We start from the raw sequence: 23,931 nt of genomic DNA on the forward strand, positions 1-23,931 counted from the left end.
CTAAACTCCTTTCGGTTTAGTCATCCAACTTTAACACCGCCATAAAAGCCTCTTGTGGAATTTCTACTGAACCCACTTGTCGCATGCGTTTTTTACCTTTTTTTTGTTTTTCTAAAAGTTTCCTTTTTCGTGAGATATCACCACCATAGCACTTGGCAATCACATTTTTTCGTAATGACTTCACCGTTTCTCTAGCAATAATTTTCGTACCAATAGCTGCTTGAATACTTACTTCAAACATATGTCTAGGAATAATTTCCTTCAGCTTTTTACATAAAACCCTACCCCGTTCATAAGCATTTGATCTATGTACAATAGCCGAAAGGGCATCTACCTTTTCGTTGTGTAATAAGATATCTAATTTTACTAGATCTGCAGCAGCAAACTTAGATAGTTCATAATCTAAAGAAGCATAGCCGCGTGAAATGGTTTTAAGTGTATCAAAAAAGTCGAAGACCACTTCTGCTAGAGGTAGTTCAAAAGAAAGCTCTACACGATCAGCTGTCAGGTAAACTTGATTTTTGAAAATCCCTCTTCGATCCATACAAAGTTTTATAATACCCCCCACAAATTCTGCCTTTGTGATAATTTGTGCCTTTATAAGCGGTTCTTCAATGCGATCAATGGTATTAGGGTCAGGCATATCTGCAGGCGCTTGCACATCTATGAGGCGACCTTTTTGGTCTATTACATGAAACTGTACCGACGGTACGGTAGTGATAATGGTGATATTAAATTCTTTTTCCAGTCGTTCCTGGATAATCTCCATATGGAGCATGCCTAAGAAACCACATCGGAAGCCAAAACCCAAAGCAGCAGAACTTTCTGGCTCCCAAATCAATGCAGCATCATTTAACTTTAACTTTTCCATAGCATCCCGTAATGCTTCGTATTCAGTTGTATCTACTGGATAGATTCCGGCAAAAACCATAGGCTTTACCTCTTCAAATCCCTTAATCATTGTGCCTACCGAACGGCCTGCTTTATCTACATGGGTAACTGTATCGCCTACCTTTACCTCGCTTGCATTTTTAATGCCAGCAATCATATAGCCCACATGGCCTGCTGTTAAAAATGGCTTAGGTATTTGTTGCAATTTTAATATCCCCACCTCTTCCACTTTATAATCTGCATCTGTACTGATGCATTTAATTTGATCCCCTGTTTTAATGGTTCCATTAAAAAGGCGAAAATAGACCTCTACCCCACGAAAAGTATTGTATAGCGAATCAAAAATCATCGCTTGCAGTGGCGCTTGTTGATCCCCTTTAGGAGCAGGTATACGGTGCACTACAGCTTCGAGTATCGCATCAATACCTATACCCTGTTTAGCGCTTGCAGCAATAATATCGGCTCGATCGCACCCTATGAGTTCTACGATTTGGTCTTTTACCTCCTCTGGCATGGCCCCTGGCAAATCAATCTTATTTAATACAGGGATAATGGTTAGATTTTGCTCTAAGGCCAGATATAGATTAGAAATGGTTTGTGCTTCCACCCCCTGTGCCGCATCAACTACCAAGAGTGCCCCCTCGCACGCAGCAATAGAGCGGGATACTTCATAGGTAAAGTCTACATGCCCAGGTGTATCAATTAAGTTTAGTAAGTAGGGTTGACCATCGTATATATATTCCATTTGGATCGCATGACTTTTAATTGTGATGCCACGTTCACGCTCTAAGTCCATATTATCCAGTACTTGATTTTTTTGCTCCCGTATCCCCACTGTTTTGGTTGCTTCTAGTAAACGATCTGCCAAGGTGCTTTTGCCATGGTCAATGTGTGCAATGATGCAAAAATTTCGAATATTTTTCATTAAACTTAATTAAGTCACGGAACAAAGTTTTGATCTGTTTTACCATTTATGGTACTGCAAGGTACGGAATTTAAAAAATAGTATTATCTTTGCATTAACTTTTATGCAATTTTCTAACCGGTCATGAATAACTTAATAAAATATGTTGAGGCGATGTGTAATCCTCAACCTGCCCGTATATTCCCCTCTTTTAAGGCTGGAGATACCATAAACGTACATGTAAAAATACAAGAAGGGAACAAGGTGCGTATTCAACAATTTCAAGGAGCAGTTATCCAACGGAAAAATCCTAATACCAATGGAGAAACCTTTACCGTACGTAAAGTATCTAAGGAGGTTGGTGTGGAGCGTATTTTCCCCTTGCTTTGTCCCAACATTGATAAAATAGAAGTAAAAAGAAAAGGCCGTGTGCGTAGAGCCAGAATTTATTACCTACGTGGCAAACAAGGTAAAGCAGCACGTATTAAGGAGTTGAGATAAAGCATTTTATTGTATATACCCCTAGTGGTTGTTGTTGCCTTTTTCCCCATTCAGGAATCGGCTTTTTGCTTTACTTTTTTAGATAAGTGTTACAATGCCTTTTTGGTATATATTTGTATATTCATTTGCGGTTTGTAGCAGTGCATTTTTTAGTAGCCTCCTTAGCTCAACTGGTAGAGCAACTGATTTGTAATCAGTAGGTTGCTGGTTCGATTCCGGCAGGGGGCACGCAATGGCGGGGGCTTAAGCGCAATCTATTCTGGCACAGAGGTGCAATAGGTCAAGTCACTCCCCTCCCTAAATCACATCACACCCGCTTCATCCTATTCAGATCTACTGGACCCGTAATACCTTGGACAGGTCCTCTACTATCGTATTGCCAAATGCTCCAATCACGCCAACCCCTTGGTAACTCATCTGGTAAGGGTGGCTGTTCACGCCATCTAGCAATCCATAGTGGACATTTCTGAACTATATCAGGGGTTACTGCTACATACTTGTTCCAAAAAGATGTGCTTGTATAGATGTAAGGCATAACCTTGGCATAATCGTTGAGATACCGAACACTTTGTTCTGTAACACGCTGCACTAAAGTGTAATCAGCACCGTCATGTTCCTCTACATCTAGTGCGATAATAGAGGCCTTGTCAGCCAACAGCCCTGCATTGCTTAGCTGAGATACAAAATTTTTCATTTGTGCTTCAGGAGAACTCGAGCCAAACCTTAAAAAATGATAGGCACCAGGCTGGAAACCTGCCGCACGCATCTGCGCCACATTTTGTAAGAAATTAGGATCTTGATAGGTGGCACCCTCTGTTGCCTTAGCAATAACAAACGTTTTACCACTGCGGCCAGGGGTGCATTGCTGCCAATCTATTGCGCCTTGATGATGGGAAATATCTATGCCTTCTGCATAATTAGATTGCGCTACGTTCCCTGTGGAATGCTTATACATATTCCATTCGTTAGAGGATACACATGATAGAGACAGGGCAACAATTGCCAGCTTATCTATTGTATTGATCCATAGCCTACCACTCAGGTAGCTTAAACAGGCTGCTTGCCTTTGTATTTGCATATAGTCTAAAATAATGCACAACTTGCATTTTTGCTGCTTATTTTATACGATGTTTACTATATGTATATAATTTATAATAACTAACGGTAAAAAACAAAACAATATCCAATCTTTTGAGGATATTATATGATTCTTCTTGTTTCAATTCGCTTTACTTTCATGTCATACGTATGATTTTATAGGGCAGGTGCATATGGCACCAATTAAGGTACGATAGAAAAGAGCACTACTGCAACTAGCCAAAGTAATGCTTTGTCCATGAAGTTGGTTATAAGTAAGGGTGCATTTAAAATAAACACTAACTTTGGGTATATGTTCAGCGCGATGGTTTTTTGCGTCAAAAAAACCGCCCCTGTAAAAAGCCGTGGTGTAGAAAGTGGCATCTGAGAGATGATTAGGAAAAACAGTTCATTAAAAGCCCACGCAGTGGGCGCTTTCTGTTTTTCCATCTGTAAGCTGACACTTTCAGCGACATTTTACCGAGGGCTTGATTTTTTGTCCACTTTTTTATCAAGAAAAAAGTGGAATAAAATTCATTATGAGCCAGTAACATAAACAGATACAGATGAATCATGGATAATGATACGCATTGGGTTAATGACTAAAAATTTGCATATGAAAATCCATTCTATTGCTCTGGCATCTAGTAAGGCGAGCTATACAATGTGCCCCCAAGATACTAAACCAGAAGTTGCTTTTATAGGCCGTTCTAATGTAGGTAAATCCTCGTTAATCAATGCGCTTTTACAGCGGAAGCAATTGGCTAGGGTATCTAAAGTGCCCGGGAAAACAGCACTGATCCATCACTTCTTAGTGAACAACCAACTCTATTTTGTAGATCTGCCAGGATATGGATGGGCACAGGTAGGGCATGCTACAAAAGTAAGGTGGGGGAAAATGTTGCGGGACTACCTCTTGCATAGGCCCAATATGTCTACCGCCTTTTTATTAATGGATGCAAAAATTGCACCGCAAGCCATTGACCTTGCATGCATCAGCTGGCTGGGTCAGCATCATATCCCTTTTGCCATTATACTTACAAAAGCGGATAAAAAACATAAAATAGTCGCCCATAAACACTACATGACCTTAACGCATACCTTGCAACAAGAATGGGCTACCATACCACCTGTCTTTATGGTCTCTGCACACAATAAACTAGGCATGGAAAACGTCCTCGGATATATCCAAGCGGTTACGCAACCTAAAGATGAATGAATCTATCTAATCTTTTTACCAAAGCTGCTTCGTATAAGCAAAGCTAATACCAAAAAGCGCCAGATCAGCCCGCGCACTACTTAAGGGTTGTTGATACAGTTTAACATGCATACGGTGGGCTGTTGAAATGCGATAGGAAATTTCCCAATCATTAATGAAACGAGAATTCCTCCCAACTGTACTTGAAAGCTTAAGGTGCTCTGATAACAACAGATAACTTACTTTAATACTGGTTTTTTTCCATATACTTTGATGATCCGATTGATTCATGCCTAAATCAGTTTCTATTTCTAGATTATCGTCAATCTTAGATACTAAATTTTGTATTCTTTGAGAAAGGAAATCATTGATACTATTGCTTAATGCATCCCAGCCATCTATTTTTTTCTCATTATAGACCCTTTTGGCTATTAACAGACTTAAAATCTGCTTATTGAGATAGGTTTTATCTAATAAAGCCTTTGCGGCACACTCCTCTAACGCAGTATTGAGTTCAAAATCCATACTTTTTACTGGGAAGAAAAGCTGATAAGCAATATGTGGATGGGCTAGTGTGCCATATGCAGAAAGCAGAATCTCTACTGGAAGGGGTCGCTTATCATTACTTTGGGGATAAAGCTCTGCTACAGCGGCAACCTGTTTGTAAGATGCGCCAATATGAGCGATCCCTTCTTGGGGATAGCCGTTAAAGTTAACTTGACTATTAGGTGTAATCGTAAATGTTTTTTGAATGAGATTATAAACAGAAACCGTATACGTGCCACTTTGAAAGAGGTAATTGCCCATCATATAAGGCTTGCGATTGGTACCTACTTCTAGTTGAATGGCTCCGGAACCTTGGCCTTGTAAACTATCGCTCATATGGTTATACCCGCCAAATAATATCTGGGTCTTTATAGTAGGCAGTATGGTTAGGTCAAGGATGAGTTTAATGGCTGACCTATCTTCGTTTGTAGCCAATTGATCTGACTGATCTTTAGGCTTATTATAGATAATCTCTACCAACTTTGTGGTATTCTCCATGTCTTCTTTATCGTGTGCAACAATGGTAAAGGTCCCTTGATCGGCTGTGACTTTCATTTTAAGGAGTAAATCATAGATAGAACCTTCCATTTGTATCGTTCCAGTGGCATATAGGTCTCCATAGAAGTCAGGATTATGTATGCGCGTGGTATGTAACAGATGAAAAGTTTGCATATGACCTGAAAGGGTCAATGGAAATCCATTTTTTATTACTATATGGCCAGATAGGGTAGCATGACCTGATGCGCCATCATGCAGCGTAAGTTGGTTAACCTGTAAGGCATTCTCCTGGACTGTAATGGCTCCAGACACTTGATAACAGGTGTTCAAATAGTTAATTTTAAATCTACCTTGATCTATGACGCCCTTACCATTTATCTTAGGTGCCGTGAGGCTACCTGTTATTTGAAACTGTCCGCTTAATTTTCCATTTATATCTGAACAGACAGATGCAAACAAAGGATTCAATAGGTCGAGATCCATTTGGTTGAATGTAGTAGTGATGGCTAGCTGATCAGTGGGTTGGAAGAGATGATACCAACCATCTATCTGTAGCAATTGCTTACCCTCTTTTTGAAGTATACCTGCTAGGGATAATTTATGCTCGAATAAGTGCCAATCTACTTTTGTGCATAAAGTGCCCATCACATAATCTTGAATCGTGGCATCTTGTAGCCGTAGTCTACCCGTGGCTATGAGCTGATCTTTGCTACGATGGACTACGAGCTTGCTGTCTACTATAGCTTTCAGCGGCCCTACGGATGAAAAATAGTTAAATGGAAAGTGGCGTATGGTGCAGTGTAAGGGATCTGTTGTGGCCGATTGGGTAAGTTGTCCCCCTAGACAAATGGATGCTTGGCCACTCGTTATAGATATATTTCCAATGGCTATGGCGGATTTAGTAATCAAACTGCTGCTTTCTGCTTGTATAGCCCATACTTGCTCCTTAGTCGTTAACCTAGAAGGGAGTAGGTTAACTTGTATGCCATCATCTCTGAGGGTTCCGGAGCAGGCAATAGATAGGTGGTTGTGGCCATTGGATAACTGATTGGATAGGGTAAATGCATTTTTGCCCATAAGCAAACGAAGGGAGAGATGATTTGTTTGTACGATTTGTCGCCAATTTTGCTGGTTTGAAGCAATATATAACCGGATCAACCGCTTTTTAGCATCCATCAGATGACCTACATTCAATTTTATTTTTACATTTTCCAATCTACACTGTTTAAAACAGATGGTGGATGCGGAAGGTAAATGGAAAGAGAAATGATAGTCTCTATCATAGGCAAAATGACCCCAACAGTTTGTCGCATCGGATATGTATAAATCATCCGAAAACCATTTTAGTATTGGCAATATCTTTTTGCAGTTGATGGCGTAGTCTAGATGCAACCTAGCAGGTATCGTCAGGCGATGCGTTGGATCTTTAAGTCGTGTGACGAGATACCTGATATGATGGGCTAAGTCACGCAGTGTAAAGGTCCCTTGTAGGCTACAGTCTATCAATGGAGCGGTGAGGAGCAATAGATCTTTGTGTCCATTTTCTATAGCCTGTATGGCCACTTGTTTACAGATCACTTTCTGGTCCATTCCCTGAACGACACATTGGTGCAACCTAACTGAGCCTCGTGGACGACTACTTACTATATTTCTGATTTCGAGTGAAAATTTCGTACTAAGTGATAAGGGAGTTCGGGTAAAACCAAGTTTTTCTAGCTGGAGTTGTTCTATGATGCCATCTGCTTGTAAACTTTGAGTCATATGGTAACTACCTGCTACGGTTAGTTGGGCACTAGGATCTTTGCTATGTAGCTTAAAGGTTACCATCGCATCGGCAAGCCTACAGGAGGCCTCTATCTGCTTATAACTATAATGGTTGGTTGTGAGCTCTGCTAGATGGGCTACTGCATCTAGGGTATGCAGTTGGCTACCTTGTGCTTTGATCGCCACTTTTCCCGACAGGGATTGAATCGGCAGCGAGGGCAGCACAGCTGCTATCGTTACCTTATGTAGGGTTACGTTACCCGTTACACTTTGTCTAGGTGTACCTAAATGGTCTACGATTAGATCGGTTTGTACCGCACCTATATTCGTAGCAAACGAACCAGCTAGTGTGGCCTTTTTGGTATTACCTACCACTCTGGCATTGGTGATACCGACGTATTGCAACTGAGGCGGATAATGTGCTGGCTTTTTGGGGAGGTCATGTATATAGAGTCTACCTGCTTGTACCAAGAGATCTGCATCTATTCCATTATAGCAACCTGTACTTTCAATATAGCTATCGCCAAACACGAGTGTACAGTTTTTCCATGTCGTGGCATGAGGGGTCCAGGAGATTACACCATTCAGCTTATATAACGTATGGGGCCCCTTAAAAAAATCTGTAAACTTACTAAGCTCAAGCGATGATAAGGCTGTTTGATGCAATATGGTTTCCAAGGTAATATTTTTTTCAGTGCCAAATGGTTTGGCGTACTTCAGTGTAACATCCCCTTGTAGGTCGCTATGGTTGGTAGTCAAATGACAATCTTTGAGCACTATATTATAAGGCGTAATGCTAAATTGGGTCGATAGATTTTGTAATACCAACGGTATAGTACTGGTTGTTTCACAAGAAAGGGTAGTGAGGTTACCTGAATAATGATTCGTAGCGTATCGGAAATGGCTTATACCTAGCTTTATATTTTCTACTTTAACCGTTTGCTGCGCTATTTGATCATGGTAGGATAGGTTGATGTCCTGTAATTGAATCTTATGAATATATAGATCTCTATTTGTTTCTGGTACAAACGGTAAAATAACATTGCTATAAAAGCTAACTAAATTCACATCTTGGTCAAGATTTTTTTCTACATACCATTGTCCCCCTACCATTGAAACGGAATCAATTATATCGGGCTTTAGCAAACATACACTCAATAAATTAAGCCGAGCTTTACATGCATGCATGGTCAATAGGAGCTTATCTCGAGGATCGGTAATCGTTATGCCCTCTAACGCAATATTCCGCAACCAAGTGAACCGGAACGCATCACATGTGATGCGGTAATGGGTGGCTTGATGCAAATAGTTGACTACACTGCGCAACAGTTGTTGCTGTACCACAGGGAGATGCAATAAAGCCCATATCGCTACTGGTAGTATGGCGATCGAGAGCAATAGGTACCTGAGTGGCTTCAAACACCACTTTTTAATTTTATTAAAATATTTTTCTTTCTTTTTCAAAGCAAATAAAGGAGGTGGTGGGTCTACTGGAACCCTGCTAGCACATCTTTGTGGGATGTAGTAGGCAGGCTACCTTACATGATGCTACAAATATCGGAAAATTGAATAGTAATTATAAGATTAATGAGGCCTAGATCCAACCTTTGACCTACTTAAGGATGGCAGCTGTCAGCCGATTCCATACCATTTTCAACCCGATATAGGCAGAGTAGTTTGAACGCTTCATATGGATCAGGTGGTGCATCTGGTGTAGCTATTTTCGTATCAGAGGTGGCCATGATCAGTTCAAATGGGTTATCGAATCGAAGGTTACCTATTGCTTGTAAAGCATCTAATGGCTTTTTAGGCCTGCTTCTATATGTATCTGAATGCTGATTGGATATGGATGGCATACCTGACGCAAATAGGTCTGGTCGTAATGGCATAGGTGCCATATGAACGCCATCGGTTGTGTTATGTTCTAATGACCTCTCTTGATTATAAGGCACGATTGGGGGCCCAGCTAAGATAACTAAGATACCTAATATGGCCCTTAACGTTACGCCGACTGCACTCGAATTATATAGCAAACCACGCTTAGACGCTTTGTGCGCATTGGCTCCATCGGAGGTTACTACTTGACCTTTTACTGCATCCAAGCCTAATGCTTGCCTTGTGTTGACACAAGAAGAGAGGGTATGAAAACCCAATACCACAATCAATAGAACTGCCTTAGCAGGCATATATTTTTTTTCATAAAAAGTGATAAGCCATTGCTCCATCTTTAACAATAGCCAATAACTAACATACTTGCAATAGATAACGAATCATCGATGCACATTCTGACCTGAAGCACCAAGTATCACGCCTTACACTATGAGCCAATGCATCCGACTATTATGTATTGTATTTATAAAGTATATTTAATAGTATTATTTTATTAATTACAATGCAACTATATATTTATTTTAAATCTATTTTTTATGAAGCGATTATATAGCCTATTATTATTATCCACATTAACTGGCTGCAGTCAAGTGAAGACAATTGGCATGGATGCAGCAGCAGACTTATCTATGGGTAATCCAACTTTTTTAACTACATTAAACGGAGATTTGGTTTCTTTTGCGCAAAAAAACAATAACTGGACCGCTATGGTGAGTAGCAGCCTGCCCGAGGATTGCGCAACATTTCCGGTCTATTTTGAACAAGGATGGTCTATAAAAAAACTATCCACTTATAGTCGTGATCAACAGAAAAAGTTGATCCATATTGAGCGTATACCTAAAATAGGTGCTATTGTTTATGTGGGCAGGGTGGGATTGCCGGGAGGGGGGGGGCAGGAGCAAGTTGTAAAGGATACAAGCGAGTAGGTGATAATGAAGGAGGAGAGAAATATTTTAAGTGTTTAAAATGTGGGGATTATTACAAAAGTTCTAATGATGAGGTTAGCCAATACATCTTAAAGCATACTTGCGGCAGATGCAATACATGTTTAGTGTCTAGTAATACATGTGCATGTAAATTTAGGGATTCAATAAAAAGGCACTGTAACCAATGCTGTGATCGTAACGAGCCTAGTTCCTGTTAGCCCAAAATGGTCATATCTATTCCAGTCACTGGTTTTTATGTTAAAAGAACAACGCTCCTGTAAAAATATACTGGCCTGAATTTTTCGGACATTTTTTTTACTTTTCTTTCCCATTTTCTAGGCTGCCATTTTTAAATGGTTAAGATAAACGTTGATAGGTTTTTGATAATTAATACTAGAATGAAACCTTTGGTAATTATATTTAGTAATGGAACTTCTAATTCCCTCTTTTAATGCCTTAATATTTTTAAACTCATTGATAAAGAGGTAATTATATTTTAGGGTTCTAAAAAATCTTTCCAAGCTCTTTAACTTTCCCACTGCCCAATCTTACTCAACGGTAGCCTTGCCTAAGGCCTTAGCAAGTTCATCATTTTGATGCTTAAGTGTGCTAATTTCCTCCTTATATGCCCCTAACAACCTTGGATGGATCAAAAGGCTGTGGAGGGATGCTCTAAAAACGGAAGTTTCCAGTTTTGAAGCGTTTGGCTCGTGACGCCATATTTGGACGGCAGCTGGGCTAGTGTTAAATCTTCTTTTGGAAAAGCTAATACTATTTTAGTCTTTTCTTCCGAACTAAAATGCCTCATCTTTTTTCTTCCCATCTGATTAATTTATTTTATGACTTTAAAACTAAAGCTTGCGAAAAATAAAGTAAAAAAATTTTGTCTTATTGTTTTAGGCCAGTATACTTACCAAGGTTTATATATATAACTGATGCACAATATTTATATTACAATAATTCATGTTTTACCTATCCAAAAAAGAATTACAAAATAGGAATATGATACTTTTCTGTTAACTCTTTTAATATTTCTATTGCCGGTTTAGTAATTACTTTTCCTTTTGTATCTCCCAATACAATAGACCGACTTTGATCAGCTGCTTCTTTAACCATTTTATAGTTGGCTTTATATACTCCTTCAAGGAGTTTTTTTATAGATGGACTTATTGTATAGATATTCATGTTTTTATTGTTTACTCTTTTTTAAGATACTTTCCCAAGTATGCTTATTTATAATTTGTTCTTGACCACTTATTTCTTTATAAGCAATTAGTTCAGGATGAGCATGCTCACTATTAAGAATGATCCAATTATCACAAATAGGCAAGTATAGGGTTGTCAAATTTACTATACTCCTTTTATATCTTCTTTCTATTATATCGACAGGAATATTATGACCACCATTTTCAACTCTTTTTTGAACTCTTTGTTTGGCTATATCAACGGAGCTTAGCCAAAAGTAATATAGGGATATAAGATAATTTTTATTTTTTGCTATTTTTATCAAGGATACATAGCGCCGACTTGCTAAAGTTGTTTCCAGTGCAAAATTTACCCCTTTTTGTATCAATTCGTTAATGCGAGCGATCATTATTCTTCCCGCTTGTATAGCAACCTTATCAGGGTTGAAAGGTGATAATCCCCAGGCGATTTGATCAGCATTTACAAACTCTTTACAATGTAACATCTCAGGTAATATAGTAAAGCTTGCTGTAGTTTTTCCGGCTCCATTAGGTCCAGATATTATATATATGTTTCATTTACTTGCTAATATAATTTGCTCATATTAGATTAACCTGATATTATTTTATACCTTCACCCATTCTTTTTTAAATATTTATAGTAAGTAATGGTGCTAAATTGGATATATAAAATAAGTATGGTAATACTCCTTTACATATTGCATCAATTAATGGGCATATAAAAATAGTTGATCAATTATTAAATAATGGTGGTAAATTAAATATACAAAATAATAATGGTGATACTCCTTTAATGATCGCATATGATCGTGGGCATAGAGGAATAGCTGAGCGATTAATAACTCAGGCAGCGTGGGATAGAATGTCTCAAGGCCTAAAAAATTATAATTTAAATAATTAGACACTAAAGGTTATTAGACATGGAAGAACATTATTAACAATGACTACGTTGGCTTAGTAGATTATAAAGATTTGGAGGAAAAAATTTTGTCCTCTATCCGTTTAGTTGTAGTAGTTAAGATTTACTCTGACAATTGTTAATTTGAGAAAAACTCTTCCAATCATTACCTTAAAAAGATCGATGCATACAAAACAATAATTAAATTATTGGAAAAATAACGAAAGACCCTAACGGGGTACTGTACCATATCCCCCTTGCTTATACAAGCTATAAACAAGAACAGGCCTAGCGTAAGGCTATTTTTTTATCTCAGTTTTTTTATTAAATTCGGTTTTCCTAATTAATGGTTAAACCACCTTAGTGGTAGGTTAAATACTGGATGCATGCGCATTAAAAACATTTTATTTTTAAATTGATTATAAACGATAGATATGAAAGTAATAGAGATTTTAGGGTATAAAAGAGCAAATCTCGGTAAGGTTGAGGCTAAAAAGTTACGAACAGCTGCACAAGTTCCGGGTGTGTTGTATGGCGGGTCAGAGCAAGTGCATTTTTATGTGCCTATGGTTTTTTTACGTGATTTGGTTTACACACCTCATGCCCACTTTGTAGATTTAAATATTGAAGGATCTGTTTACAGGTGTATTCTACAGGAAATGCAATTCCATCCTGTAAGTGAAATGATGTTGCACGTGGATTTCTTGCAAATTTTTGATGATAAAAAAATTAAAATGCAGATTCCTATTGCCTTTGTTGGTAAAGCGATAGGCGTGGCCAAAGGGGGGGTGCTCTCTAAAAAACAAAGAAAGTTAACGATTGCTGCTTATCCTAAGGATATGCCATCGATGGTCGATATCGATGTTTCTGATCTGGACTTAGGACAAATTGTACGTGTACACCAAATTCCAGTAGAAAACTATACGATTTTAGCCTTACCTAATACACCAGTGGCTTCTATTGAAATTCCAAGGGCATTGCGTAGTGCAGCGAGTAAAGAGGAGAAAAAAGGTAAAAAGTAGCAAATCACCTTTTGTAAGTTTCAAAAAAAGTCTAACGGAATTGGCTGGAAGGATAGCGGAGCAGCTATTGGTATCCGCGTATAAAATAGTCTATGAAGGTATTGTTAGTTGGCTTGGGTAATATTGGTGCAGCATATGTTTATACCAGACATAATCTAGGCTTTTTAGTAGTGGACCATCTAGCAGCTCAACAAAAAGTTGCATTTCAAGTAGGTAGGTTGGCTGCTGTTGCCTTTTTTGCTTACAACCATCATCAAGTCTATATGATCAAGCCTACAACCTATATGAATGACAGTGGTCGGTCCGTTAGGTATTGGTTGCATCACTTAAACATCCCTATTGAGCAGAGTTTAACGGTTGTAGATGATAGCACGCTTCCTTTCGGTACGATGCGTTTGCGGGCCAAGGGTTCTCATGCAGGCCATAATGGCTTAAAAAGTATCGCTGAGGCTTTAGTTTCAGATCACTACCCTCGTCTTCGCGTGGGTATTGGGAATGATTTCCCTAAAGGGGGGCTTGCCGATTTTGTATTGGCCAATTTTAATACAAAAGAATTACAAGATATGGATGGCCACTTAGATAGGGCAAGCCAAATATTGATGGCTTGGTGCAATAAAGGCATGGTCCATGCGATGAACCAGTTTAACTAAATACTGTATGTATTCAGCGCGCGTATGTGCTCAGCGCAATGGTTTTTTGCGTCAAAAAAACCGCCCCTGTAAAAAGCCACTGAAAGTGGCATCATACAGATGATTAGGAAAAACAGTTTCCTTTGAAGCCCCCCGTAGGGGGCGCTTTCTGTTTTTCTATCTGTTAAGATGACACTTTCAGCGGATTTTTACCAAGGGCTTGATTTTTGTCCACTTTTTTATCAAGAAAAAAGTGGGATAAAATTGATTATTAACCAGTATCGTGAACAGGTACTAAGCATTGATCACCCCTTTATTATTGTTTCTAGCTAGTGTTGCCATACGGCTGAATGGATATAAAATAATTAGCATAAAAAGGTTTTTGTATCTATCTATTTGATAGACTAGAACCTACCATCTACCTAAATGGATCGTGCTATATGTCCCGTATAGCTTGCTTTGTATCTTTTGTTATCGAGTACTTGGCCATATAACCCTGACCAGCTATTTATTTAGTTTTATAAAAATTATACTGAACCAGCAGCTTTAATTTTTGCTGCAAAGAATTTAGAATGCTTAAAAAATGGGATGTAGTGTTCTTCTACCACGATAGCCGTATTGGTACTAATATTGCGTCCAATTTTTTTAGCTCTCTTTTTTTTAGAGAAACTACCAAATCCACTAAAATGCACCCGATGATTATCTGTTACAGCACTTTGAATCACACGAAATAATTCATCTAACGTATTTTTGACATCTTCTTTATCAATACCCGTTTTACGGGAAATTGCTAAAATTACCTCTGCTTTAGTCATAGTATATACTGATTTAAAAATGATACAGCCATTTAGGTTGATGAGTGGGTGGCTATTAGCCCAATCAACACCTTTATATAGATAACAAGTTCATTATCATGCTATGAATTTACATGAGAGAGTTTTAACTTGCAATTATTTTTCTATATAAAACGATTATTATTTTTGATAAATAGTAATTTATGCCTTACATTTGTATTCGAATGTAACACTTTATGTAAGTTTTAAGGTCTGGTAGTTCAGTTGGTTAGAATGCCTGCCTGTCACGTAGGAGGTCGCGGGTTCGAGTCCCGTCCAGACCGCTTCTATCCCGTATGAGATAGAAACATAGCTCCTCTTAAAAAATAATAGATATATAGTATCCTATTAAAATGGATAGGCTATTTATATGCATGCAAATTTTTGGTATGGCCTAATGCTTTAGGCTATTTTTTCTCTCTTTTATTGTCGTATTGCGCATGATTCAAAGAATTCAATCCCTTTATTTGGGGGTAGTCTGTATGGCTATGGTTGCCTTCCTGAAGGTTTCAGTTTGGGTGAAAGTAGATTGGGATCATGCTTATACCATGAAGTCTTATGCACTGATCGTTTCTACGGGGCAGCATATTATATTCCCTTATGCTGCATCTGCTTTATTAGCCTGTTGTCTTTTGGTAACCGCAGCATATACCATTATACGGCATGATAATAGAAAGTTACAACTTCGTTTAGTTGCTGGTATAGGCCGTATATTGGTTCTATTGCTTCTCTTGATCTTTATGCTGATTAAAAAAGCTGATGCAGCCTATCTACTGGGTGGATGTGGCAGCTATCCAATAGGTATTGTACTGCCTATTATCGCCTTAATAGCTACTTTATTTGCACGATATCATATTAAAAAAGACGAGCAACTCGTTAATGAAGATCGCTTAAGGTAAGGGGATCGTACTTTTTGTTTGATCAAAGGCATACATTGATTCAAGAGGTAAGGAAGTGTTCCCTCAATGGCGTTAACTTAAGGAATATATTTTATTGACTGTCAAATAAAAGTGTGTATTTACGACACGGGGTAGCAAGGCAGTTTTATTTTTACCTTTGTCTTGATAAGAAAGTAAAAATAAATCAAGCCCTTGGCAAAAAGTGCGCTCGGAAGGACTCGAACCCTCAACCTTCGGAGCCGAAATCCGACGTTCTATCCGGTTGAACTACGAGCGCTCAATCAAAATTTTATATATTGGCTATTGTTTTTAAGCTTACTTAAAAAGTAGCAATAAATATACAAAATCTTATACACATATATGCTTGTAGCCAAAGCAATTTGTAAATCTTATCATGGATATGAGCTTTTAAAGCAGATCAATTTATCTGTCCATACTGGAGAAATGGTGGCTATTATGGGGCCCTCTGGTGCTGGTAAAACTACTTTACTACAGCTTTTATCTACCTTAGATAAGCCAGATAGTGGTGCCTTAACACTCGATGCCATAGATCTTATAACGCTCAAGGGTAATGCCTTGGCCACCTTTAGAAATAAAAAAACAGGGTTTGTCTTTCAGTTTCACAACCTTTTGCCCGAATTTACACTTTTTGAGAATATTTGTATCCCCGGTTATATTGCCGCCTTGCCTAAAGCGGAAGTAGTACAAAAGGCTGATGCTCTTTTGTCTTTACTAGGCATTAGCCATTGCAAAAATCACCTACCCGAGGCGGTGTCTGGCGGAGAACGGCAACGTACAGCTATCGCTAGGGCATTGATCAACGATCCATCTATTATTTTTGCGGATGAGCCAACTGGTAACCTGGATGATAAAAATGCAGAGCGGTTGCATGCACTCTTCTTGGGGCTCTCCAAACGTTTCAAGCAAACTTTCGTTTTGGTAACGCATAATCAATCGTTGGCAGCTATTGCAGATAGAATTTTATTACTAGAAAATGGTATATTGCAGCCAGCGTAAAGTGGCTGTATGGACAATATGGCAGGCTGTCCTGCTTTTCGCAAATCCCATTTCACCTTGTATGAAACGGTTGTTCTCCATGGTTAGGAGCATATATGTGACTCAATAACCCGTTGCATAACCTGTTGCCAGATTATAAGGGATATAGTGTCCATTTAACTCAGTAAGCTCGTATGACTCAATCTGTCCAGGCGGTTTTACAAGACCTGCAAAAAGGGATCTATCTTCCTGTCTATTTTTTGCAAGGGGAGGAGGTATACTATATCGATGCTATTACGCAACATATCGAAGAGAAACTGCTTGCACCAGCTGAAAAAACCTTTAACCTAACCATTGCCTATGGCAAGGAATCCAGTATGGCAGCTTTACTTACCCAAGCACGCCGTTTCCCAATGGCTGCTGCGCTACAAGTGGTTATCGTGAAAGAAGCACAAGAGATGGCAGACTTAAAAAACACGGTAGGGCAACGGTTATTGTTGCATTATTTGCAGCATCCACAGCCTACTACGTTATTGGTTTTTGCATATAAATATAAAACTATAGATGGCCGCAGTACATTTGGTAAAGCCTTAAGTAAACATAGTATACTGATTACCTCTAAAAAACTATATGATCAGCAACTGCCTGCTTTTATCCAAGCTTTTGTAGAAAACCTAAAGCTGTTTATAACAGAGCAAGCCATTTGCTTAGTAGAAGCCTATATAGGTAACGATCTAACACGAATCGCTAGTGAACTGCATAAATTGCATATTAACCTTACGCCAGGTAGTACCATTACGGATGGCATGGTAGAAGCCTATATAGGTCTGCAAAAACCCTTCAATGTATTTGAATTACAAAAGGCCATTATGCAAAAAGATTACCCGAAAAGCTACCAAATCATTAGCGTTTCCAAGGAACATGCTGCCCTACCTATGGTCACCATTTTATACAACCTGTTCGCTAAGCTGCTTATATTGCACCAAACAAAAGAAACCATTCCTACGAAGCTTGCGGGGCAAATTGATATACATCCCTATTTTATACAAGGCTATCTCGATGCAGTGCAGAACTATACGTTGCACCAAACCATGGACAATATAACCTATCTGCATCAAGCTGATCTGCAATTAAAGGGCATTGATGCCAATGTAAGTGAGGAACAGATTATGAAAGCCTTAATCTTTAAGTTAATGCACCCTTAATGGAAGGAGTGCAACCAATTGGAAGGGATGCAGTGGGTATGCATTTTCTTATAAAAAATGTAAAAGCGCCTGCACAACGTAGTAAGATAACCTAGAAATCCCTATTTTGGATAGGTGATATTTTAGTCATGCGTATAGATGCGGCCAGTAAGCATCTGTCTCAACGGAGCAGCAGGGTAGCTACGCCGTTGCATGGTGGAGGATGCCTTGTCTGTGTGCCAAGACGACTACAAAAAAGTGCTTATTATTGAACCTAATGTACCGATGATACAACGCATACATTCTATTCTTTGGATGGTCCTTTTGCTAGTGGCCACGCCTGATCAAGGCGTTTCTATGACCCACCATCAACCTGGTCCATATAGACAAGCTATCCTTCATGAAGGGCTATTACTTTTTGACCAGCACCAATATGCAGCCGCCCAAAAGTACTTTGAGCACTATTTAAACAGTTCAAGAAAAAAGTATCAGCAAGATGAAGCCGCCTATTATATGGTGTTATCTGCTTTAGCCAATAAACATCCCCATATAACCATTCTTTTGCGATATTTTATAGTACAATATCCTACCAGTCCCTATGTAGAAACGATCCGTTATCATTTGGCAAAGTGTTTTGCTGAGGCAGGTTTATGGCATAAAAGTTGCGCACTATACCGCACCATTCAACCCGCTTGCTTGGCGCCTAAGGAGCGGGATTCCCTGCCCTATGCGATAGGGGAGACGTATTTGCAATTAAAAGATTGGGTAGATGCAAAAAAATGGTTTGGATCTATTCAAAATCCCAGCCATCCTTATTACTATCCTGCACAACTACAGATGGGGTATATAGCTTGTGCGCAAGGAGATTATGATGATGCGCTTAAAGCGCTGGAAGAGGCCAAGCAAAAATATAGCGTAGAAACCAGAAGTTTAACCTTAAAAGTATACCACAAAGCGGGCAGGTTTGAAGCGTTGCTTGCCTATATACAGCATTGCCCAGCCTCCTCTTTTACCCAGCAAGATCAGTTATACATTGCTGACGCCTACTTTTTTCTCAAGCACTATCAAGCTGCCATTATCCATTATCAAGCAGCATTAGATGCGCGCACAGACCGTATGACTCGGGTTAAGTTGGGCCATGCGTTATATGCAACGGGACAACATCCTCAAGCAGTTGCTTGCTTTCAGCAGTTGTTGCCACACGATGATCATGCCAGTCAAATAGCCGCTTACTATAGTGGGCTTATCTATGAAAAAGATGGTGCCCTTCCAGCAGCAATCGTTGCTTTTGCCCAGGCAGAGCGGTTAAAGTTTGATCCGGAAATAAGCGATTTAGCCGCTATCAAGCGGGCAAGCTTGCGTTACCAACAAGGCGCCATTCCAGAGGTTATAGAAGCGATGACTGGTTTTATTGCAACCCATCAGGAACGTAAACACCTATCTACTGCACAAGCCTTATTGGTGCAGTGTTATTATAAAACAAAAGCTTATCAATCTGCTATAGATTATATAGCAGGGCTACCCTATAAAACAGAGGCACTTTTAAAGTTATACCAAAAAGTACTTTTTTATCAGGGGTTGGAAGCTTACAATAAAGGTATCTTGGAGGTTGCAATCAATGGCTTGAAGCAATCGCTGCTTTTCCCTTTTAAACCCTCTTTAGTGCTACAGGCTCAGTTTTGGTTAGGAGAAGCTTATGCTAAACTTGGGAAATATGAAAAAGCATTAAAGTTTTATACGAAATATATGGAACAAGGCAGTTTGAATACACTTTATTATGAGAAAAACCTATATGGCCTCGCCTATGGTTATTTTAACACAGGTCATTACACCACTGCCGCTCAAACCTTTGAGCAGTATATAGCGATGACCCAAAAACAACCTGCTGCTACCCATTATGATGCCCTCCTTCGGTTAGCTGATTGTTATTATGTAAAGAAAAACTACGAAGCAGCACTTCGCCTATATGCCCGTGTCTATGCTGCGCATCCTGCCCATGTTCGTTACCAAGAAGCACTGATTTATCATGCATTAGGAGACAATATGCGTGCAGAGCGTTGCCTGCAAGAAGTACTTACAAACCATACAGAAACCAAATATTATGAAAAAGCATGCTATCATAAGGCTTGTACCATATTTAATGCAGGCCATTACGAAGCAGCCATTCAATCATTTAGTTACCTGATCCAAAGGGAGCCAGTAACTGATTTACAGCCAGATTTATTAATGAAACGAGCGCTTGCTTATGAAAATCTGCAAAAGTATGAAGCTGCCGCTGCGGACTATACGGCTATTTTAGATCAATATCCTACCCATAGCCATGCAGCAAGTGCTTTAATGGCCCTATCGCATCTATTTGCTGGAACTCCTGAAAAAGCAGATGCCTATTTAAAAAAGTATGCCCATATCGCTCAACAAGTCGCCAGCCATTCCGATGAGCGTGTCATGGATACAGCTAAGCAGCTTTTTTATAACCAGGCCTATCATAAGGTATTAGAGCAACTTACTGCTTTTGATAAGCAATATCCAGGTAGTCAGCTGCGCTCAGAAGTTTATTTTTTAATCGCAGAAAGCTATTATAGGCTACACAAGCGCAACCAAGCGATCAGTTATTATAAAAAAGTAGTAGCTGGTCCACCAGCTACTTTCCATAAAAAAGCATGGTTAAGAATGGCTGATATCGCTTACCAAGACAAACGTTTTCAAGAAGCCGTTGCCCATTACCAGCAACTACAGAACATGCAACTGACCCATAAAGAATACCATCGTACCTTACTTGGGCTTATACAAGCTAGTTTTGTGCTAAAAAAATATCACATTACAACACCAGCTTGTTTGCAATTATTAAATAGCCCTAAAGATGCACCCATTGAAACCACACAACAAGCTGCCCTTTATCTAGGCAAAATAGCCATGCAACGATCAGAATACAAACGTGCTAGAAGCCATTTTTTGAAGGCCAGTACACCACCCCATACCCTTACTGCAGCAGAAGCACAGTATCTATGGGCCCAAGCAGAATTTATGCTAAAAGCTTATGCATCTTCCTTAAATATTTTGTTTGACCTTGTAGAAAAGTTCTCACACAATACCGATTATATAGATGGTGCCTTTTTGCTTATGGCAGATAATTATATCCTATTAGGTAATCTTACGCAGGCCAAAGCTACCTTAGACTCTATGATCCGTAAATCCAAAAATAAAAAGAATGTAGCACTGGCTAAGCAGAAAAGAGCTAAGGTAGTTGCTAAAATTAAATCATCTACTCGGCCTTAGCCTTGTTTTTAGAGGCGCATACTTGTATCTGTTTGCTCAGAATGCGTTTAATGTGTATACTAAGGTCGTTTCCAGCTCTGCCACTTCATCTGAATAAGCCGAAAAAAACTTTCTCCTGCCATTATTAAACCCATTTTAGATTGACCTTTTACCCTGTTTGTAAAAGTAATCGGCAATTCTACTAGCTTAGCACCATGCTGATAAGCCAAAAATTTAATTTCTACTTGAAAGCTATATCCTACAGAAGCTATGTGCGTCTCCAAAGGAGACGTGAGCGCTGCTGGTACTTTTGTTGTCGAGGTTGGCTTAGGTTTTGCAAGGGTCAAAATAGCTGTTAGTATGGTGCGTCGGTAACAAACAAATCCAGCCGTAGTATCCTTAATCGGCATGCCTGTAATAGATCGTGCAAGCCAATTGGCCATGTAGGATAATAAGCGTCTAGCGCGCGGCCAATTCACCACATGTCCACCTGGGATGTAACGAGAACCAATGACCATATCAATGGTAGGTTCGGCGCACGCGTTTAAAAGTCGAGGTAAATCAACAGGCGCATGGGAAAAATCAGCATCCATGCTGCAGATATAATCGTAACCTTGGGCCAGTGCCCAACCAAATCCTGCTACATAGGCGCGACCTAATCCCTCTTTGCGCGATCGGCGTAAAAGGTGTAATTGATCTGGGTAACATTGTTGTAGCTTGATTACCACATTGGCTGTCCCATCAGGTGAGCCATCGTCTACTACCAAAATATCTACCCCTATGTTTAATCCAAAAATGGTGGTGACCAAAGACACAATATTTTCTCTTTCATTATAGGTAGGTATAACTACTATGGAATGAAGCAGTACGGCCATCTATCCTCTTTTTAAGCGGTCTTTTGGCAAAGTAGGTTCCGCTAAAAAATATGCTTGCAAGCGTTTAGCCTTTGATGGCCCTACTATTGTAGCTAATGTCTCTAAAGAAGCGGTTTGCATCGTCTGAAGGCTACCCAATTGCTGCAATAGCTTAGCGAATGTTTGGGGACCAATACCTGGAATTTTCAGGGGCTCGAACGCGCCTTTGCTGCGTTGTTTTCTGTGAAAGGTAATGGCAAAACGATGGGCTTCATTGCGCAGCTGTTGGAGCAGTTTGAGGGAAGCAGATTGCTTATTTAAATACAATGGAAATGGATCATGGGGGAAGTAGAGCGCTTCTAATCGTTTGGCTATGCTGATAATGGCTACTTGACCATAGATACCTACCGCTTCTAACGCCCGCAAGGCAGCATTCAGTTGCCCTTTACCTCCATCTATTACAATTAGGTCAGGTAACCCTTCTTGCGTTTTTGAGCCATAACGTCGCTGGATGATTTCATACATAGAAGCACAATCATCAGGCCCTACGACCGTTTTAATATGGTAGTGGCGGTAGTCTTTTTTAGAAGGTTTGCCATCCTTAAAGCAAACCATGGCCGCTACTGGATGGGCCCCTTGTATATTCGAATTGTCAAAACATTCGATCCAATAAGGCACCTCTTTTAACTTTAAGTCATGTTGTAATTGCACAAGCGTTAGATTGGGTTTTACTTGAAAATTAGATTTTTGATGTAAAAAGTCCTTTTTGCATAATAGAGCATTTTGGAGCGCCAATGCTACCAATTTCCGCTTGTCACCAATTTTAGGCATGGTGATGGAAAAGGGTCCTATGGTTAGGTTCAGCGGTAGATTCACCAAAACTTCTGGTGCCTGACTATCGCTGCAAGCACGGAGCGAACAGACTACCAAAGGTAGTAAATCCGTTGCCTCTTCTTCCAACTTTTTGGTTACCACACGGTGTTGGGTAAAAGAAATGGCCCCTTGTTTAATATGCAAGTAACCCACAAAGGCATGGTTTGGATCTGAAATAATGGCTACTACATCCAAATCCCCTACCAGCGGATTGATGACTAAAGATTTCGCTTGGTATTGATCCAATAGCATTAACTTTTCCTTAAAGCGTTGCGCTTGTTTATAATCAAGTCGTTGAGCAGCTGCTAGCATTTGTTCCTTGAACTCCTTTTTTACAGAAGCAAAATTATTTTTTAGTAAGGCCTCTATCTGATCTATCTCTTGTTGATAAGTCGCTTCATCTTGAAAAGCTTCGCATGGGCCTTTACAATGGCCCAGATGGTAATCCAAACAAACCTTAAACTTATGGTTGGTGATGTTTGCTGCCGAAAGATTGTAGTTGCAGGTACGGAAGGTAAATAATTTTTTGATTACCTCTAAGGTTTGCTTAACAGCTTGGGCACTGGTAAATGGTCCGTAGTATTTCCCTAAGGGAGGGACCGTTTTACGGGTAATGATCACCTTAGGAAAGCGGTCATGGGTAATACATAGATAAGGGTAGGTTTTCCCATCTTTTAGTAAGATGTTATACCGTGGTTGTAACGCTTTAATTAGGTTGTTTTCTAAAAGAAGTGCTTCATATTCGGAATGTAAAGCGGTATAGGCAATAGAGGCAATATGCGTAACCATACGTGCGGTTTTTAGGTTATGTACCTTGCTAACAGTAAAATAATCGCTTACCCTTTTTTTGATGTTTTTTGCTTTACCGACGTAAATCACCTCTTCTTTGTAGTTGTAGAATAGATAAATACCTGGCAATGTAGGTAGGTGTTGGATCTGATTTGGGGTATAGCGTGGCGTTTCCATAGGTTAAAGCTACAAAATTCCTTACGGCAATTCTTTGTATTAAACTTTAGTATGCTTTTTATTTAAAAATATTATTTGTATAATTAAAACTAGATTTAATTATACAAATCTGTTTTTATCAA

At 39.3% G+C, this 23,931-nt stretch carries 20 protein-coding genes, 3 tRNA genes and 1 pseudogene; 12 read left to right on the plus strand and 12 right to left on the minus strand.

Annotation, left to right across the window (positions count from 1 at the left end; all coding sequences use genetic code 11):
* Nucleotides 1-16: 16 nt before the first annotated feature.
* Nucleotides 17-1,816: a translation elongation factor 4 gene (gene lepA / locus CE557_RS02185; RefSeq protein WP_114909980.1), complete on the minus strand. Its 1,800-nt coding sequence runs from the start codon at nt 1,814-1,816 to the stop codon at nt 17-19.
* A 123-nt stretch (nt 1,817-1,939) separates the two neighbouring features.
* Between lepA and rplS the strand changes: the two genes are divergently transcribed.
* Together rplS and CE557_RS02195 are read left to right on the plus strand one after the other, a co-directional pair.
* A complete protein-coding gene (gene rplS, locus CE557_RS02190; RefSeq protein ID WP_114909981.1) occupies nt 1,940-2,296 on the plus strand; it encodes a 50S ribosomal protein L19 in 357 nt (118 codons plus the stop codon).
* Between the two features lie 155 nt (nt 2,297-2,451).
* Nucleotides 2,452-2,524 (plus strand) — tRNA-Thr (locus CE557_RS02195).
* A 79-nt stretch (nt 2,525-2,603) separates the two neighbouring features.
* On the opposite strand, the gene CE557_RS02200 is transcribed toward CE557_RS02195, so the two are convergent.
* Complete coding sequence (locus CE557_RS02200; protein WP_114909982.1) at nt 2,604-3,374, minus strand: glycoside hydrolase family 25 protein; 771 nt, start codon at nt 3,372-3,374, stop codon at nt 2,604-2,606.
* Between the two features lie 203 nt (nt 3,375-3,577).
* Entirely contained in the window at nt 3,578-3,823 is a 246-nt protein-coding gene (locus tag CE557_RS02205) for a hypothetical protein (RefSeq protein WP_114909983.1), read from the minus strand.
* Between the two features lie 166 nt (nt 3,824-3,989).
* Between CE557_RS02205 and yihA the strand changes: the two genes are divergently transcribed.
* A complete protein-coding gene (gene yihA / locus CE557_RS02210; protein ID WP_114910469.1) occupies nt 3,990-4,592 on the plus strand; it encodes a ribosome biogenesis GTP-binding protein YihA/YsxC in 603 nt (200 codons plus the stop codon).
* 15 nt (nt 4,593-4,607) lie between these two features.
* Here yihA and CE557_RS02215 read toward each other — a convergent pair whose 3' ends face one another.
* Nucleotides 4,608-8,843, minus strand: a complete 4,236-nt coding sequence (locus CE557_RS02215; protein ID WP_114909984.1) for a translocation/assembly module TamB domain-containing protein — start codon at nt 8,841-8,843, stop codon at nt 4,608-4,610.
* A 152-nt stretch (nt 8,844-8,995) separates the two neighbouring features.
* On the minus strand, nt 8,996-9,565 hold the full coding sequence (locus CE557_RS02220) for a hypothetical protein (protein ID WP_162789956.1): 570 nt from the start codon (nt 9,563-9,565) through the stop codon (nt 8,996-8,998).
* A gap of 240 nt (nt 9,566-9,805) precedes the next feature.
* Here CE557_RS02220 and CE557_RS02225 point away from each other — a divergent pair, with 240 nt between their 5' ends.
* Nucleotides 9,806-10,195 carry a hypothetical protein gene (locus CE557_RS02225; protein WP_114909986.1) on the plus strand — a complete coding sequence of 130 codons (390 nt, stop codon included), beginning with the start codon at nt 9,806-9,808 and terminating at the stop codon, nt 10,193-10,195.
* Nucleotides 10,196-10,530: 335 nt separating this feature from the next.
* On the opposite strand, the gene CE557_RS05155 is transcribed toward CE557_RS02225, so the two are convergent.
* From CE557_RS05155 to CE557_RS02240, 3 genes are all read right to left on the minus strand, one after another.
* Nucleotides 10,531-10,734 (minus strand): integrase core domain-containing protein, encoded by a 204-nt coding sequence (locus CE557_RS05155; protein WP_114909987.1) that lies wholly within the window; start codon nt 10,732-10,734, stop codon nt 10,531-10,533.
* Between the two features lie 448 nt (nt 10,735-11,182).
* On the minus strand, nt 11,183-11,380 hold the full coding sequence (locus tag CE557_RS02235) for a hypothetical protein (RefSeq protein WP_114909988.1): 198 nt from the start codon (nt 11,378-11,380) through the stop codon (nt 11,183-11,185).
* Nucleotides 11,381-11,384: 4 nt separating this feature from the next.
* Nucleotides 11,385-11,951 (minus strand): ATPase, encoded by a 567-nt coding sequence (locus CE557_RS02240; protein WP_114909989.1) that lies wholly within the window; start codon nt 11,949-11,951, stop codon nt 11,385-11,387.
* 131 nt (nt 11,952-12,082) lie between these two features.
* Here CE557_RS02240 and CE557_RS05275 point away from each other — a divergent pair.
* The 3 genes and pseudogenes from CE557_RS05275 to pth all read left to right on the plus strand — a co-directional run.
* Nucleotides 12,083-12,301: pseudogene (locus CE557_RS05275) on the plus strand (ankyrin repeat domain-containing protein); the annotation flags it as partial.
* A gap of 431 nt (nt 12,302-12,732) precedes the next feature.
* Complete coding sequence (locus tag CE557_RS02250; RefSeq protein ID WP_114909991.1) at nt 12,733-13,320, plus strand: 50S ribosomal protein L25/general stress protein Ctc; 588 nt, start codon at nt 12,733-12,735, stop codon at nt 13,318-13,320.
* Nucleotides 13,321-13,412: 92 nt separating this feature from the next.
* The gene (pth, locus tag CE557_RS02255; RefSeq protein ID WP_114909992.1) at nt 13,413-13,970 is read left to right on the plus strand and encodes an aminoacyl-tRNA hydrolase; all 558 of its coding nucleotides are present in this window, start codon (nt 13,413-13,415) and stop codon (nt 13,968-13,970) included.
* Between the two features lie 506 nt (nt 13,971-14,476).
* Here pth and CE557_RS02260 read toward each other — a convergent pair.
* Nucleotides 14,477-14,764, minus strand: coding sequence for an HU family DNA-binding protein (locus tag CE557_RS02260; RefSeq protein WP_114909993.1), 288 nt, complete (start codon nt 14,762-14,764; stop codon nt 14,477-14,479).
* A 228-nt stretch (nt 14,765-14,992) separates the two neighbouring features.
* Here CE557_RS02260 and CE557_RS02265 point away from each other — a divergent pair.
* Nucleotides 14,993-15,066 (plus strand) — tRNA-Asp (locus tag CE557_RS02265).
* Between the two features lie 156 nt (nt 15,067-15,222).
* Nucleotides 15,223-15,681 carry a DUF4293 family protein gene (locus tag CE557_RS02270; protein WP_114909994.1) on the plus strand — a complete coding sequence of 153 codons (459 nt, stop codon included), beginning with the start codon at nt 15,223-15,225 and terminating at the stop codon, nt 15,679-15,681.
* A 203-nt stretch (nt 15,682-15,884) separates the two neighbouring features.
* Here the strand turns inward: CE557_RS02270 and CE557_RS02275 are convergent.
* Nucleotides 15,885-15,958, minus strand: a tRNA-Arg gene (locus tag CE557_RS02275).
* Between the two features lie 83 nt (nt 15,959-16,041).
* Here CE557_RS02275 and CE557_RS02280 point away from each other — a divergent pair.
* The 3 genes from CE557_RS02280 to CE557_RS02290 all read left to right on the plus strand — a co-directional run bounded on the left by CE557_RS02280 (nt 16,042) and on the right by CE557_RS02290 (nt 21,137).
* A complete protein-coding gene (locus CE557_RS02280) occupies nt 16,042-16,698 on the plus strand; it encodes an ABC transporter ATP-binding protein (protein WP_114909995.1) in 657 nt (218 codons plus the stop codon).
* A 173-nt stretch (nt 16,699-16,871) separates the two neighbouring features.
* The gene (holA, locus tag CE557_RS02285; protein WP_114909996.1) at nt 16,872-17,882 is read left to right on the plus strand and encodes a DNA polymerase III subunit delta; all 1,011 of its coding nucleotides are present in this window, start codon (nt 16,872-16,874) and stop codon (nt 17,880-17,882) included.
* A 192-nt stretch (nt 17,883-18,074) separates the two neighbouring features.
* Nucleotides 18,075-21,137, plus strand: coding sequence for a tetratricopeptide repeat protein (locus tag CE557_RS02290; protein ID WP_114909997.1), 3,063 nt, complete (start codon nt 18,075-18,077; stop codon nt 21,135-21,137).
* Between the two features lie 59 nt (nt 21,138-21,196).
* Here CE557_RS02290 and CE557_RS02295 read toward each other — a convergent pair whose 3' ends face one another.
* Both CE557_RS02295 and uvrC read right to left on the minus strand, forming a co-directional pair.
* Nucleotides 21,197-21,991, minus strand: coding sequence for a polyprenol monophosphomannose synthase (locus CE557_RS02295; RefSeq protein ID WP_114909998.1), 795 nt, complete (start codon nt 21,989-21,991; stop codon nt 21,197-21,199).
* Nucleotides 21,992-23,809, minus strand: a complete 1,818-nt coding sequence (gene uvrC, locus CE557_RS02300; RefSeq protein ID WP_114909999.1) for an excinuclease ABC subunit UvrC — start codon at nt 23,807-23,809, stop codon at nt 21,992-21,994. It abuts the gene before it with no gap.
* Nucleotides 23,810-23,931: the final 122 nt, after the last annotated feature.

The organism is Cardinium endosymbiont of Sogatella furcifera (assembly GCF_003351905.1).
GTDB lineage: Bacteria > Bacteroidota > Bacteroidia > Cytophagales > Amoebophilaceae > Cardinium.

Excerpts from the sequence above, each read along its gene's own strand:
- rplS (WP_114909981.1), top strand. The coding sequence starts at position 1,940 with ATGAATAACTTAATAAAATATGTTGAGGCGATGTGTAATCCTCAACCT.
- uvrC (WP_114909999.1), bottom strand. The coding sequence starts at position 23,809 with ATGGAAACGCCACGCTATACCCCAAATCAGATCCAACACCTACCTACA.
- CE557_RS02290 (WP_114909997.1), top strand. The coding sequence starts at position 18,075 with ATGGTGGAGGATGCCTTGTCTGTGTGCCAAGACGACTACAAAAAAGTG.
- CE557_RS02225 (WP_114909986.1), top strand. The coding sequence starts at position 9,806 with ATGAAGCGATTATATAGCCTATTATTATTATCCACATTAACTGGCTGC.
- CE557_RS02205 (WP_114909983.1), bottom strand. The coding sequence starts at position 3,823 with ATGGAAAAACAGAAAGCGCCCACTGCGTGGGCTTTTAATGAACTGTTT.
- CE557_RS02235 (WP_114909988.1), bottom strand. The coding sequence starts at position 11,380 with ATGAATATCTATACAATAAGTCCATCTATAAAAAAACTCCTTGAAGGA.
- yihA (WP_114910469.1), top strand. The coding sequence starts at position 3,990 with ATGAAAATCCATTCTATTGCTCTGGCATCTAGTAAGGCGAGCTATACA.
- CE557_RS02250 (WP_114909991.1), top strand. The coding sequence starts at position 12,733 with ATGAAAGTAATAGAGATTTTAGGGTATAAAAGAGCAAATCTCGGTAAG.
- CE557_RS02270 (WP_114909994.1), top strand. The coding sequence starts at position 15,223 with ATGATTCAAAGAATTCAATCCCTTTATTTGGGGGTAGTCTGTATGGCT.
- holA (WP_114909996.1), top strand. The coding sequence starts at position 16,872 with ATGACTCAATCTGTCCAGGCGGTTTTACAAGACCTGCAAAAAGGGATC.
- pth (WP_114909992.1), top strand. The coding sequence starts at position 13,413 with ATGAAGGTATTGTTAGTTGGCTTGGGTAATATTGGTGCAGCATATGTT.
- CE557_RS02295 (WP_114909998.1), bottom strand. The coding sequence starts at position 21,991 with ATGGCCGTACTGCTTCATTCCATAGTAGTTATACCTACCTATAATGAA.
- CE557_RS02280 (WP_114909995.1), top strand. The coding sequence starts at position 16,042 with ATGCTTGTAGCCAAAGCAATTTGTAAATCTTATCATGGATATGAGCTT.
- CE557_RS02260 (WP_114909993.1), bottom strand. The coding sequence starts at position 14,764 with ATGACTAAAGCAGAGGTAATTTTAGCAATTTCCCGTAAAACGGGTATT.
- CE557_RS02200 (WP_114909982.1), bottom strand. The coding sequence starts at position 3,374 with ATGCAAATACAAAGGCAAGCAGCCTGTTTAAGCTACCTGAGTGGTAGG.
- lepA (WP_114909980.1), bottom strand. The coding sequence starts at position 1,816 with ATGAAAAATATTCGAAATTTTTGCATCATTGCACACATTGACCATGGC.
- CE557_RS02220 (WP_162789956.1), bottom strand. The coding sequence starts at position 9,565 with ATGCCTGCTAAGGCAGTTCTATTGATTGTGGTATTGGGTTTTCATACC.